The organism is Streptomyces sp. 35G-GA-8, from assembly GCF_023534745.1.
Classification (GTDB): Bacteria; Actinomycetota; Actinomycetes; order Streptomycetales; family Streptomycetaceae; genus Streptomyces.
On the sequence record NZ_JAMHJQ010000006.1, the window covers coordinates 388015 to 401664 of the forward strand.

The window sequence follows — 13650 nt, forward strand, 5'->3', positions numbered from 1 at the left end:
CTCAGTCCTCCTCCGTCGGTTGCTGGCCGGGGCTCGGCTGCTGCGGGGCCGGATCACCTGGGCCGTCATCGTCGGCGATGACGAGGAGGTTGCGGCCGCGGCGGCTCGATCCGAGTGGGGCGGGCGCCGACGGCGTCCGCGAGGACGTGGCCGCCTCCCGCCGGCGACGCCGCTGGGCGTCCAGGCTGTCGGTGGCCTCCCGGGCCCGCTCGCGCCACGGCGGCTCCATGTCCCGCGCACCCACGGCAGTCAGGCGCGGCGGCTCGACCGGCTTCGGCGGCTGTTGTGGCCGGTCTGCGGCGGCAGCCCGGGCCTGGGTGATCTCCCGTGCGTGCTGCGTCCGCTGGGATTTGGTCAGCTGGGACGGCCACTTTTCGACCGGATCGACGGCCCCCAGCATCTCCAGGAGGATGGAGGCAAGATCGCTGTCGGAGCGCGGCTTGAGACCTGCTTCCCGTACGCGGGTGAGGAGTTCCTCGACCCGCGCGTCCCCGAAGGCCGGCATTTCACCCTCCGGCGGCAGCCCCGTCCAGCGCAGTTCATGCCATTCATGGGTATCGGGATCCTGGAAGTACACCATCCGCCGGTCGCGGGGTTCGCGGTGGATGACCCACTGCTTCTTGTAGCGGCCCCCGCGCACGGAGTTCATGTCAGGCTGGTTCAGCAACTCGGCGTCGTACCAGAGCCCTTTGACCTTCACGCCCCGCCGGTAGATCCGCTTCACATGATGCTCGGGCAGGAAACGGTAGTACGTCTCAGGGGACGGAATGTCCAGGTCGAAACCCTCTTGGGCGAAGGAGGCGGCGAACAGGGTGTTGGGGCTGTGGTCACCTCCGGGATCCCAACTGGGCGCGAATTCGCCGAGCCTGCGGTTCTGCCAGACCTTCACGACCCAGGTCGCGATGAAGTGCTCCATCTGGGCGAGGGTCAGCACCGCGTCGCCCTCCGGGTCGGCACCGCGGTCGGCCACGTCGACTCCCGTGTAACCGGCCAGCTTCTCGAACACCAGCGAACGGATGCTGCCGAAGACGCGCTCCACCGCGCTCTTGTCCTGCGGGCGCAGCACACGCGCCGGCAGGATCCTGCAGCCCATCGCCTCCTGGACATCCACCAGGTGGTGATTGCGGTAGACCGAGCCGTGGTCGGAGGTGAGGGTCTCGGGGGTGAAGAACGGCAGCCCGGCCACCTCGTACCCTGCGAACTCGGAGACCATGGCCGCCGGCAGCCCTGGATAGGGCCACTCCATGTCCTCGCCCCACTCCTGACGCATGGGCAATGGCAGCATGACGTCGCGCAGCACCATCGCGACGTCCACCGAGGAGTCCGACACCAGCGTGAGCCGGAACGCGCAGATGGAGTGCGTGTAGACGTCCAGCGCCAAGGTGAGGTGGACGGTGACCGGGTCGCCGAAGACGTTCTCGCGAACCATCACCGGCAGGATCGTCGTATCCAGCGCGACGACCTGGCCGGGGCGCGTCACGAGCACATGCCCGTTCTTGGTGGGTAGTTCGGCCGAGCGCTCGTACTTCGGTCGGGCGCCGCCCGGCCCGAACCACTCCTTCCACACCCGCAGCAGCGTGTGATAGCTGGGGACCTCGATCTTCTCGCGCTCTTCCCCGTCCCCGCCCTCGTCCCCCTCTTCTCCGTCTTCCTTCTCGAAGGTCTCCCGCACATAGCGCCGGATCATGATCTCGCGGGTCCGCGCGCTCACCCGGGACCGGTGATGCTGCGTCTCCGCGCGGACCGCGAAGATCGCCTCACGAACCTCCTCACTGATACTCGGGTGTCCTCCGCTCGCCCGCAGCCACCGGTGATCGGCGCAGCCCACGATCCCGTACTTCCTGCGCCGCCGCTCCCACCGCTCCAGCGTGCGCACCCCGACATGTGCGACCCCCAGGAGAAGCTTGGCCTCCTCGGGCCGCAGCGCCGACAGTTCGGCTGCCTTCGCCGCCCGGCGCTCGGTCAGCGTCGTACGGTCCGGGTCGTACTCGGGACTCGGCTCCCCCGGCTCAGGCCGGAACGGATCACCGCTGCGGAATCCGCAGTCGACCTCCATCAGATGCGCGAAACGCTGTTCCATCAAGGGTCGCTTCTCCGGCTTCACATCACTCCACGAAGCCGCCTGCCGCCCACGGTTGGCGCCCTCCGCCGCCGTGCGCGACGACGACCGGCACCGCGGATGATTGACCAGAAAGCGGAAGCTCACCCGCTGCCGCTCACCGTCCGACCGCACCAGGTGGACTCGCCCCAGATGCGGCTCCTGCCGCTCGACCAGCCACTCCACCTCGTCGAGCACTACGCCCGCGCCGGGCGAGAGATCCAGTGCCGTCGCCCCCATCATGAGACGCCTCCTGCCAGCACCACCCGCGACCTGTCCGTCAGCGGCTGAGCGAGGTCGATGCCGAGTCGGCGGTGCCACAGCAGGTGCAGTAACTGCGCCCGCGCCACGGGCCAGTACGTATGCATGGCGGCCAACTCGCCGAATGTGAGCGCCTCTTCGGCCTGAGCAAGCAGATCAGCCTGCACACCGAGCACGTCCCGCGTCGGACGACGCTTCCCGTACATCGCGCCGAGCGTGGACCGCACATGCGGCCGCCACTCGGCCGCGACCGCGTAGTGCCACCCGCAGACCAACGCCACCTCCCCCGCGGCCGCGAAGGACTCCAGATCCTCGGGTTTGATCAAATCCAGGGGGCCGCACGTCGATCAGCCAAGTCCCCGCCCGTGTGACCGCGAAGAAGTCCGGCGTGTGGTTGCGCCACTTCTCCGCGGTACGGAACCGGATACGAAGCGGCTGCGACAGCACCTCCACCAGATCACCGGCAAAGTCCAGCGCCACCAGCAGCTGATCCTCTTCGAGACTCTCGAACCCATGCAGACGCCCCGTCGACACCAGCGATTCCAGACCAGGCCGATGCCTCTGCTCCCGCCGCCAGGTGAAACCCCGCATCGGGTTCCGGTTCGCCACAGGCACCCGCCCCAGATGCCGAACCGGCCCCGCCACCTCGTCCCCGGCGTACTTCCACGTCGCCTTCCACCGATCCGGCCAGCCGTCGGACAGGTCCAAGCCGCCCCGCCCCGCGTCCAGCGAGACGGGGACCAGCAGATCCGTCCACGTGCAGCGGTGGGACCACAAGGAGTCCCGGATGTCGCTCATATCCTCAGGTAAGCCGCACACTTCACCCTCGGAGAAGCAATCTTCGAAGTTGGCGACAACTTGCCTGCAAAGAGCACGGAACACGTCAACGACGATGCGAATTCGGCGACAGATGTCGTGCTCAGCCCTTCAAGAAAGACCAGGTCGGGAAGGATGGTTGACGACACCTATCGTGCTCAGTCTCATCATGGCGTTGCTCCGTCTGGGCGTCGGTGTGGCACTGATGCACTAAAAACGCGCTGGATCTGGTCCCGTCACGGCCCGATCGGAGGGCATGTGGTGAACGCCAGTTCTCATGCCGGGGCCGGGGCGTGCAGGCTCTGCGCTGTCGCCGCTCAAACTCGTTCGATCAGGGCGGGTCACTCCTTCGGGGGGTTGCGGACAGCACGGACCGTGCCGCAGCGTGCGATGGCGGCGGCCTCAAGGGCGGTTGATCGGCTCCGGAGGGGCGGGAGACGGTGAGAGCGGCGGAGAAGTTCAGGGATGTCGTCGTCGCGGAGTTCGGTGCGTTCCAAGGCGAGCGGGAGCGTGATGGGCGCGTCGTGGGCGCAGCCGAGGCCGGCGTAGGCGGGCGGCCAGCCCTGCTTCAGCCGGTTGCTCAGGGCGTTCCGGGCGGGGAAGGCGAACTGCTCGCCGGTGAGTCGGCCCGAGGTCTTCCATCGCTGAAGGGTGGCCAGCACGAGGTCAGGTTCAAGGACGGGCAGGCCCGCGTCGACGGGCAATGCGATCCTTGGGGCCCAGGGCGGCAAGGGCCGGATGGCCTCACTCGCCAGCCGGCGTACCCGGAAGTCCTCGTCCCGGACCCACGCCTCGGCGGCCTTCTACGTCGATACCTCGGCGTAACGGCATCACCTGTGGGCGAGTGCGTGAGGCCGCTCTTGTCTCTGACGAGTACGCCCTTGAGCTGGCGAAGCGCCCCTACGACCTGCGCTACGCCGCCATCTCGTTCTGGTTGGCCTACGGAGTCGACCCCGCCGGGTGCGCGCGCCGATCCGGACAAAGCATCCAGGTCCTCTTCCGCTACTACGCCAAGTTCTTGGCCGAAGCACGGAACCACGCGAACCGGCGGATCGGAGAGTCCATGCGGCGTTGGGAGGCGCCGGTGGGCGACACGGAGAAAGACCTAGCGAGACCTTGGCCCGGAGATGCCCCGGAACTGCTGGTCAGAACTGAAATACCAGCGGGAGTTATCGGGATTGAGGGCGCATCTCGCCATACCGCTTAGTCGTGCGCCGTGAAGGGCGCCTGACAGGCATAGGACCTGGTCAGGCGCCCTTCTCTTGCGCCTAGAAGAAGCCCAGTTTCTTCGGTGAGTACGACACCAGCAGGTTCTTCGTCTGCTGATAGTGGTCCAGCATCATCCGGTGGTTCTCACGGCCGATCCCCGACTGCTTGTAGCCGCCGAAGGCGGCGTGTGCCGGGTAGGCGTGGTAGCAGTTCGTCCAGACCCTGCCCGCCTGGATCGAACGGCCCGCCCGGTAAGCGGTGTTCATGTCCCGCGTCCAGACGCCCGCGCCCAGACCGTACAGCGTTTCGTTCGCGGTTTTGATCGCGTCGTCGAAGTCGCTGAAGGACGTCACCGCGAGGACCGGGCCGAAGATCTCCTCCTGGAAGATCCGCATGCGGTTGTGGCCCTCGAAGATCGTGGGCTGGACGTAGTAGCCACCGGCCAGTTCGCCGTCGTAGTCGATACGCTGACCACCCGTCAGGACCTTGGCCCCCTCCTGCCGGCCGATGTCCAGATACGAGAGGATCTTCTCCAACTGGTCGTTGGACGCCTGCGCGCCGACCATCGTGTCGGTGTCCAGCGGGTGGCCGGGCACGATCGCCTCCGTGCGGGCCACGCCCGCGGCCAGGAACTCGCTGTAGTGGCCGTCCTGGATCAGCGCGCGTGACGGACAGGTGCACACCTCGCCCTGGTTGAGGGCGAACATCGTGAAGCCTTCGAGCGCCTTGTCACGGAAGTCGTCATCGGCGGCCCAGACGTCGTCGAAGAAGAGGTTCGGGCTCTTGCCGCCGAGTTCCAGGGTGACGGGCTTGATGTTCTCGGAGGCGTACTGCATGATCAGCCGCCCCGTCGTGGTCTCGCCGGTGAACGCGACCTTCGCCACACGCGGGCTGGACGCCAGCGGCTTGCCCGCCTCGACGCCGAAGCCGTTGACGATATTGACGACGCCCGGCGGCAGCAGATCGGCGATCAGACTCATCCAGAGATGGATGGAGGCCGGGGTCTGCTCCGCCGGCTTGAGCACGACGGCGTTTCCGGCGGCCAGCGCGGGCGCCAGCTTCCATGTCGCCATCAGGATCGGGAAGTTCCACGGGATGATCTGGGCCACCACCCCGAGCGGCTCATGGAAGTGGTAGGCGACGGTGTCGTCGTCCAGCTCGCTGAGCGTGCCCTCCTGGGCGCGCAGCGCCCCCGCGAAGTAGCGGAAGTGGTCGATGGCGAGCGGGATGTCGGCCGCGAGGGTCTCCCGGACCGGCTTGCCGTTCTCCCAGCTCTCCGCGACCGCCAGCTCCTCCAGATGCTCCTCCATCCGGTGGGCGATCCGGTTGAGGATATTGGCACGGTCCGACGCCGATGTCTTCGCCCAGCCGGGGGCCGCGCCGTGCGCCGCGTCGAGGGCGCGCTCGACATCGTCCGCCGTGCCACGGGCGATCTCGGTGAAGGGGCGGCCATTGACCGGGCTGGGGTTCTCGAAGTACTGACCGCGGGCCGGCGGTACGTACTCCCCGCCGATCCAGTGGTCGTAGCGGGACTGGTACGAGACGATCGCGCCCTCGCTGCCGGGCGCTGCGTAACGGGTCATCTCTGTGGCCTCCCGGATTCCGCGCCGCCCGCCGTTGGACGGCGCCCACGCCCGACCTTATGGAGCGGGACGTTGCGACGACGTTGCACCGCCGCCGTGGTCATCCAGGCGGTCCAGCGGACCCGGCTCGCGCCGCCTCGGCTCGCTCCGGTTCCGTTCACTCCGCCGCCTTGATCATGTCCGCGCACTTCTCGCCGATCATCGTCGTGGTGGATCGAGCGGCGAGTCCGCCGGGAGGTAGACGGTGTTGTGGGTCTCGCGGATGTACGAGAACAACTCCTCGTCGGAGCGTGCCGCCCGGCCCGGTGCCGGCTCGGTCCCCGTCCACGGAGCCATCGGCGCCTGGGCGGTGATCTCCCGGATGCCGTGCTCGTGCGTGAAGCAGCGCGGGTCCACCCCCACGTCCCGCAGCCACCCTCCGGGACCGATCGCCGACAGCATCAGCAGCTTCGGCGAGTCGATGGCACCGCAGCTGACGATCACCTCGCGCCGGGTGGAAGAGCGCTTCATCGTATGTGCGTTCGTGTGAGTGGTCGGGGCAGGCCGTCACGTCCGCTGCCACGCGTCGAGCTCCCGTACCCGTGCGAGTGCGGCCGGCCGCTGCTGTACGGGGAGTACGGCGGCCAGCGCCCGCCACACCGGCAGGTCGTCCTCGCCCCAGGGGCTGTACGCCCAGTCGGCCAGCAGCCCCGGGTCGCCGCGAGCGACCAGCGCCGCCCGCAGCTGGTCCGCGAGACGGCGGCGCAGCCGTACCACCGTGGGCGCCCGCGAGGTCGGCAGCAGCGGCCCGGCGTACGCGCTCATCGCGGAGGTCACGGAGCCGGAGGCCAGCCGCCGGGTCACCGTGTCGAAGTCCGACTCGACGTGGGCGGCCAGCCGGTAGGGCCGTGATCGCAGCAGCCCGGGGCCGAGCAGCCCGCGCAGCCGGGAGAGTTCCGCGCGCAGCGTGACCGGGGTGACCGACTCGTCCTCGTACAGTTCCACAAGCAGCTCGTCCCCCGCCATGCCCTCGGGACGGCGCGCGAGCAGGGTCAGGATCTCGCTGTGCCGGGGGCTCAGCCGCAGCTTGCGGCCGGCCGCCACCAGCAGCGCCTCGTCCCGTCCCAGCGCCGTCAGCCGTACGGCCTCGGTGTCGGGGGACGGCGCGAGCAGCGCGAGCTGTGACTCGGCGGCCCGCGCGACCGCGCCCACGAAGGCCAGGCTGTGCGGATGGGCCAGCCGGTCTCCACCGGTGATGTCGACGGCGCCCAGCAGCCGTCCACTGAGAGGATCGTGGACGGGCGCCGCCGCGCAGGTCCATGGGTGCACAGGCCGCTGGAAGTGCTCGGCGGCGAAGACCTGTACGGGCCGGTCCACGGCGATCGCGGTGCCCGGCGCGTTCGTTCCGGTCACGGCCTCCGACCAGCGGGCGCCCGGGACGAAGTTCATCCGGCCCGCGAGCAGCCGGGTCGCCCGGTGCCCCTCGACCCAGAGCAGTCTGCCGTGCGCGTCGCACACCGCCATCAGATGTTCGCCGTCCATGGCGTACGCGCCCATCAGCTCACGGAAGAGCGGCATCACCCGGGCGAGCGGATGGGCGTCGCGGTACGCGGCGAGTTCGTCGTCGGACAGCTCCACGCACGCCATGCCCTCCGGGCTGACATGGGCGCGGGCGGACCGCCGCCAGGACGCGGCCACCACCGGCCGCACCGGGTGCTCGACCCGCCCCGCGCTCGCGTACGACTCGTACGCGCGGCGCAGGGCCCCTCGGCGCTTCACCGGATCGGCGCCCGCTTCCAGAGCCACCCAGGTGTCGGTCAATGCGGCCTCCCCGGTCGGACATCACCGGACGTGCCCATCGTCGCTCCGGCGGCCCGGCCCGGCAAGCGTCCCGCCGGGCAACCCGACCGTACGGATCACGCCCCGGACTCACTCGCCCAGGGTGTGTCCTCCGCGAGCGCGTCCGCCAGGGCCGCCGCGGGATCGGGGCCGCCCGGACCCGCGGGAGCCCACCGGCCCCGCTCCTTGCGGTAGGGCCACCAGCGCCCGTCGCGGCCGTAGCGCAGCTGGACCGACGACTCGGCCACGGTCCAGCGCCCGCCGCCGCCCGCCCGCAGCCGCGGCCTGTCCCCGTCCTCCCAGGCCGCGTCGAGCGCCGCCGTCGCCCGTGCGAGGGACTCGGGCTCCGGGGTCCAGGTGTCCTCCAGTACGGAGAGGGCCGCCGCGCCGCCGTACCGCCAGGCGCGCACCGCGAGATCCAGTTCGGCCGGCCGTCGGCCGGAGCCCGAGGCGAGCCGCGCCACCAGCCGCTGGTCGGACGTCGTGGCGGCCAGCCGTACCGCATCCTGCACAGGGGGCAACTCCGGCTCCTCCGGCTGCTGTTCATGGCCCGGAAGCAGCGCTTCCGACAGCAGCCGCAGGGCACGCGCCGCCGCGTCGGCGGCGAGGAACTCCAGGGCGTCCGCGTCGACCCCGGCCGGTGGCGTGCCCTCCGTGTCGAGGGCCGGAGGCTGCCCCGGCTCCGGCGGCAGCGGCGGGGGAGCGGGCAGCGGCGGCAGGAGGTCGCGCGCGGCGAACGCGGCCACGGCCGGTACGCCGGCCTCCTCGCCGCCCCGGGCGCCGCCGTCGTCCATGCCGTCCCCCGGCTCCTCCTTCGTACGGGCGGCACGGGCGACGCTGCGCACCTGAAGCTCGTCGAGCAGCCGGCGCTCGCTCCTGCCCCGCATCAGCAGCAGGACGAACGGATCCTGGTCCAGCAGCCTGGCCATCTGATAGCAGAGCGCGGCGGAGTGCGGGCAGTGGTCCCAGGCCTCACAGCCGCACTCCGGCTCCAGATCACCTATACCGGGGAGGAGTTCGACCCCGGCGCCCGCGGCGTCCTCCACCAGATGCGGCGGCATCTCCCGGTCGAGCAGCGCCGCGATATGGCCCGCCCGGTCGACCGCCATGTCCAGGAAACGGTCCCACTCCTCGTCGCTCAGCTGCTGCAACAGCACATCGCTGCGCTGGGCGGTGCCGTCCCGGTCATGGACGACCGCCGTGATCCGTCCCGGCCGTACGGACACGGCGCCGACGGCGCCCTCGCGGGCCTGTCTGCGCCCCCGCTTCAGCTGCTGGGCGTCGAGCGCGGTGTCCTCCAGCGCCTTCAACCAGGCCCGGCCCCACCAGGTCTGCGCGAAGGCCCGGCCCCCGGCGGGCGCCAGCGCGGCGAAGGTGCGCTCGTCGCCGTCCGCCGAACCGTCCGGCGCGTGGCGCGCGAAGCCCTCCACCGGGGGGCCGTCCGTCGAACCGTCCTCGGAACCGCCGTCGTACCTACCGCTCATCGGGCGCTCCCTCGCAGCTCCACCAGATCCGCCAGCTCGGCGTCGGTCAGTTCGGTCAGGGCCGCCTCGCCGGAGCCCAGTACGGCATCGGCCAGCCCCTGCTTACGTGCCAGCATCTCGGCGATCCGGTCCTCGATCGTGCCTTCGGTGATCATCCGGTGCACCTGTACGGGCCGAAGCTGCCCGATGCGGTACGCGCGGTCCGTCGCCTGTGCCTCGACAGCGGGATTCCACCAGCGGTCGAAGTGCACGACATGCTCCGCGCGGGTCAGATTGAGCCCGGTGCCCGCCGCCTTCAACGACAGCAGGAAGACCGGCACCTCACCGTTCTGGAAGCGGTCCACCATCGCCTCGCGTTCGGCGATCGGCGTACCGCCGTGCAGAAACTGGGTGCGTACTCCGCGCGCCGCCAGATGCCGCTCCAGCAGCCGCGCCATCTGTACGTACTGGGTGAAGACCAGCACGCTCGCGTCCTCCGCGAGGATCGTGTCGAGCAGCTCGTCCAGCAGTTCCAGCTTCCCGGAGCGGTCGGTGAGACGGGGCCGCTCCTCCTTCAGATACTGCGCCGGGTGATTGCAGATCTGCTTGAGCGCGGTCAGCAGTTTGACGACGAGTCCGCGGCGTTCCATACCGCCCGCCTCCGCGATCGCGGCCAGGGTCTCCCGTACGACCGCTTCGTACAGTCCGGCCTGTTCCCTGGTGAGGGAGACGGCGCGGTCGGTCTCGGTCTTGGGCGGCAGTTCGGGCGCGATCCCCGGATCAGACTTGCGGCGGCGCAGCAGGAACGGTCGGACCAGCGCGGCGAGACGCTCGGCCGCCGCCGGGTCGTTGCCGCTCTCGACGGACTCCGCGTAGCGGGTACGGAACGTACCGAGGCGGCCGAGGAGCCCCGGGGTGGTCCAGTCGAGGATCGCCCACAGCTCGGAGAGATTGTTCTCCACGGGGGTGCCGGAGAGAGCGACCCGGGCCCTGGCTCCGATGGTCCGCAGCTGCCGGGCGGTGGCGGAGTACGGGTTCTTGACGTGCTGCGCCTCGTCGGCCACGACCATGCCCCAGTCCGTCCCGCCGAGTCTCACCGCGTCCAGCCGCATGGTGCCGTACGTGGTGAGGACGAACTCGCCGTCCGCCAGGCCCTCCAGACTGCGCGAGGCACCGTGGAAGCGGCGCACCGGCGTGCCGGGGCCGAACCGTTCGATCTCACGCTGCCAGTTGCCCATCAGGGAGGCCGGGCAGACGACGAGGGTCGGGCCGGCCGCCGCCGGGTCGGTCTGCCGGTGCAGATGGAGGGCGATGAGGGTGATGGTCTTGCCCAGCCCCATGTCGTCGGCGAGACAGCCGCCGAGTCCGAGCGATGTCATGCGGTGCAGCCAGTTGAGCCCGCGGAGCTGGTAGTCGCGGAGCGTCGCGGCGAGCGCGGCCGGCTGTCCGATCTCCTGCTCCGCGCTCTCCGGATCGGCGAGCCGGTCGCGCAGAGTGGCGAGCCGGCCCGTCGCCTGTACCTCGACCCGGCGGCCCTCGACCTCCGTGGAGCCGGTCAGCACGGCTTCGAGCGCGTCGACCGGACTGAGCTTGCGGTCCTGGCTCCGCTGGGCCCGCCGGACCTCCGCCGGATCGATCAGAACCCACTGGTCACGCAGTCGGACGACGGGGGGGCTCGCCTCGGCGAGCCGGTCGAGCTCGGCACGGGAGAGTCGCTGATCACCCAGCGCGAAGTGCCAGTTGAAGGAGAGGAGGGCGTCGGCCGACAGGAAGGCGGGCAGATTCGTCTCCGGCCGCTCCGGCCGGGAGGAGCCACCGGTGTCCGCCGAGTCCGCTGTTCCCGTCGCGTCCGCCGTGTCCGTCGTATCGGAGCCGGACATTTCGTCCGCGGGGCCGATGACCGCGCGAGCCGTCAGCGTGCGCGCCAGTTCCCTGGGCCAGTGCACCTGGACGCCGGTCGCGGCCAGCGCCCCGGCCGCCTCGCCCAGCAGTTCGGTGACCTCCTCGTCCGCGAGCTCGATGGCGTCCGGCACGGCGGCCGAGAGCAGCGGGGTGAGTGGTGGCCAGGCGCGGGCGGCGCGGCGCAGGGCGAGCAGGGCGTCCATCCGGGCGCGCGGGCCGAAGGCGGCCGACGCCGGACCCGACCACACGTCGGTGGCGTCGGAGACCGCGGAGGGATCGCTGACGCTGTGCATCTGGAGGACGGCGCGGAAGGCGGATCGCGGTGTGCCGGGTGTGTCCGGCGCGCCTGGCGTACTCGGCGTACTCGGCGTGTCCGGGGTATCCGCCAGACCCGGCAGTTCGACGCGCAACGAGAGCCGCACGCCCGCGTCATGCCCCGCCGCCACAGCCGTGGCCCAGTCACGCAGCTCGGGAAAGCGTCGTGGCGGGGCGGCGGCGAAGGCGGGTTCCGTTGTGACGAGCGTGGCGGCAGGCGTGCGCGGCAGCACGTCGGCGACCGCGTCGAGGAAATCCCTCAACAGCCTCTCGGGCCGGGGGAGAAGCACCGTATCCGCCGATCCGGCGGCTCGCCCGGCGGTGGCGCCGAGCGGTACGGCGTGCGCGCTGGGCGGCATGGCGGCGGCCAGCGCCCGGATCCGCTCCAGATCCTCCGCGGTCAGTGGCCCGGCCCGCCACGCGTCGTGATCCGTAGCGGTGAGGCCGGGCAACAGCCGCCCACGGGCGGCGAGTTGCAGGGCAAGGAGCGCCGCCGCACCCCAGAAGGCCGCGGACGAGGACGCGTTCGCCGAGGCGCGTGCCCTGGTCAGCACGGGGAGAGCGGTGGATACGGGAGTCAACAGCGCCCTGACCGTGAGAGGGTGGCCTTCGGTGTCGACGACGCCCAGTTCCTCCAGGGAGCCCGGTGCGGACGGCGGCTCCGCGCCGTCGGGTCGCCAGAAGGCGATCCGCCCGGTGCGAGCCGGATCCGCGGGGAGAAAGACGGTGGAACAGAGGGCGAGTTCGGCGGTCCGGGAGAGCGTTGCCGCGGGGAGCCTGTGCACAGCGAAGACGCATTCCTCAAGTTTGACTAATGCGGGTCGGAGCCGCCGAGGGTACCCCACCGCGAAGCCACGCGGGGACGGCACCGCCGTGACCTGACTCACTCCGCGACACCTCTGGGTGTAGCCAGCACCACCCCCACCCCCCGGACAGCACCCAGCTTTTCCGGGTGGTGGCGTCATGGCCGCCCGGCAGCACGCACACCTACGTTTCAAAGGGGCCGACGCAGTCCGCGCGGCCCCCTCTCAGTGCCCACCTCGGCCTACACAGACCGGAGACCGACATGCCCCAAGCCGCCGCCATCCCCCTCGCGGACCCCATACCCGACCCCGCAGTCGGCCGCGTCGGCGGCAGCGACTTCGCGCCCCTCCTGCGTACGGTCAGGGAGCAGGGCCTCCTGGAGCGCAGGGTCGCCTGGTACGCCCGGGGCATCACTGTCAACTTCCTCTTCCTGGCGGCGATCGTCGCCGGAATGGTGCTCCTCGGCCCCTCCTGGTGGACGCTGCTCCTCGCGCCGCCGCTGGCCGTCATATCGGCGCGCATGGCGTTCGTCGGCCATGACGCGGGACATGCCCAGATCACCTCCGACCGGGGCAGGGGCCGCTTCATCCAGCTCGTCCACGCCAACCTGATGCTCGGTATGAGCCAGGAGTGGTGGAACGACAAGCACAACAGGCACCACGCCAACCCCAACCACATCGACAAGGACCCGGACGTCGCCGCGGACATCCTCGTCTTCACCCAGCACCAGACCGCGGGCCGCACCGGACTGCGCCGCTGGCTCACCCGGCACCAGGCCTGGCTGTTCTTCCCGCTGACCACCCTTGAGGGCATCGCCCTCAAGGTGTACGGCTTCCAGGCCGTCTTCTCCCGCGGCGACGACCGGATGCCCGCCCGCCGGCGAGTGACCGAGGGAGGGCTCCTCATCGCCCATGTCGCGGCGTATGTGACCCTGCTGCTCACCACGATGACCGTCGGCCAGGCCATCGTCTTCGCCCTGATCAACCAGATGCTCCTCGGTCTCCATCTGGGCATGGCCTTCGCGCCCAACCACAAAGGCATGGAGATGCCCGACCCGGAGAACAGCGAGGGCTGGGGCCATCTCCGCCGTCAGGTGCTGACCTCGCGGAACGTCCGGGGCGGACTCCTGACCGACTGGTTCCTCGGCGGGCTGAACTACCAGATCGAGCACCATCTCTTCCCCAGCATGCCGCGTCCCCATCTGCGTCTCGCCCAGCCGATGGTGCGCGCCCACTGCCTCTCGCTGGGACTCCCGTACACGGAGACGGGACTGATCGAGTCGTACCGCCAGGCGCTCGGCCATATGCATGAGGTCGGCGAACCGCTGCGCGCGGGCGCATAGTGGAACTGGCGGACGCCCGTACGCGTTCACTGGGCAGGA

General features: G+C 70.5%; 8 protein-coding genes and 1 pseudogene. 1 reads left to right on the forward strand and 8 read right to left on the reverse strand.

What is annotated here, in order from left to right; translation table 11 throughout:
• Position 1 precedes the first annotated feature (1 nt).
• From M1203_RS15900 to M1203_RS15935, 8 genes and pseudogenes are all read right to left on the reverse strand, one after another.
• Positions 2–2341 carry a transposase gene (locus M1203_RS15900; protein ID WP_249950345.1) on the reverse strand — a complete coding sequence of 780 codons (2340 nt, stop codon included), beginning with the start codon at positions 2339–2341 and terminating at the stop codon, positions 2–4.
• Positions 2338–2685 (reverse strand): hypothetical protein, encoded by a 348-nt coding sequence (locus M1203_RS15905; protein ID WP_249950346.1) that lies wholly within the window; start codon positions 2683–2685, stop codon positions 2338–2340. The genes M1203_RS15900 and M1203_RS15905 overlap by 4 nt, the downstream gene beginning before the upstream one ends.
• Before the next feature lie 831 nt (positions 2686–3516).
• The gene (locus M1203_RS15910) at positions 3517–3879 is read right to left on the reverse strand and encodes a hypothetical protein (RefSeq protein ID WP_249950347.1); all 363 of its coding nucleotides are present in this window, start codon (positions 3877–3879) and stop codon (positions 3517–3519) included.
• A 564-nt stretch (positions 3880–4443) separates the two neighbouring features.
• Positions 4444–5967: an aldehyde dehydrogenase family protein gene (locus tag M1203_RS15915; RefSeq protein ID WP_249950348.1), complete on the reverse strand. Its 1524-nt coding sequence runs from the start codon at positions 5965–5967 to the stop codon at positions 4444–4446.
• Positions 5968–6168: 201 nt separating this feature from the next.
• Positions 6169–6459: pseudogene (locus tag M1203_RS15920) on the reverse strand (hypothetical protein); the annotation flags it as partial.
• Positions 6460–6513: 54 nt separating this feature from the next.
• A complete protein-coding gene (locus M1203_RS15925) occupies positions 6514–7767 on the reverse strand; it encodes a GAF domain-containing protein (RefSeq protein ID WP_249950349.1) in 1254 nt (417 codons plus the stop codon).
• 95 nt (positions 7768–7862) lie between these two features.
• Positions 7863–9269 carry an SWF or SNF family helicase gene (locus M1203_RS15930; RefSeq protein ID WP_249950350.1) on the reverse strand — a complete coding sequence of 469 codons (1407 nt, stop codon included), beginning with the start codon at positions 9267–9269 and terminating at the stop codon, positions 7863–7865.
• A complete protein-coding gene (locus tag M1203_RS15935; RefSeq protein ID WP_249950351.1) occupies positions 9266–12250 on the reverse strand; it encodes an SNF2-related protein in 2985 nt (994 codons plus the stop codon). The genes M1203_RS15930 and M1203_RS15935 overlap by 4 nt, the downstream gene beginning before the upstream one ends.
• 281 nt (positions 12251–12531) lie before the next feature.
• On the opposite strand from M1203_RS15935, the gene M1203_RS15940 reads away from it, so the two are divergent.
• Positions 12532–13611 (forward strand): acyl-CoA desaturase, encoded by a 1080-nt coding sequence (locus tag M1203_RS15940; RefSeq protein ID WP_249950352.1) that lies wholly within the window; start codon positions 12532–12534, stop codon positions 13609–13611.
• Positions 13612–13650 lie beyond the last annotated feature (39 nt).

Coding starts and splice junctions, on each gene's coding strand:
- M1203_RS15900 (WP_249950345.1), bottom strand. CDS start 2,341: ATGATGGGGGCGACGGCACTGGATCTCTCGCCCGGCGCGGGCGTAGTG.
- M1203_RS15915 (WP_249950348.1), bottom strand. CDS start 5,967: ATGACCCGTTACGCAGCGCCCGGCAGCGAGGGCGCGATCGTCTCGTAC.
- M1203_RS15930 (WP_249950350.1), bottom strand. CDS start 9,269: ATGAGCGGTAGGTACGACGGCGGTTCCGAGGACGGTTCGACGGACGGC.
- M1203_RS15940 (WP_249950352.1), top strand. CDS start 12,532: ATGCCCCAAGCCGCCGCCATCCCCCTCGCGGACCCCATACCCGACCCC.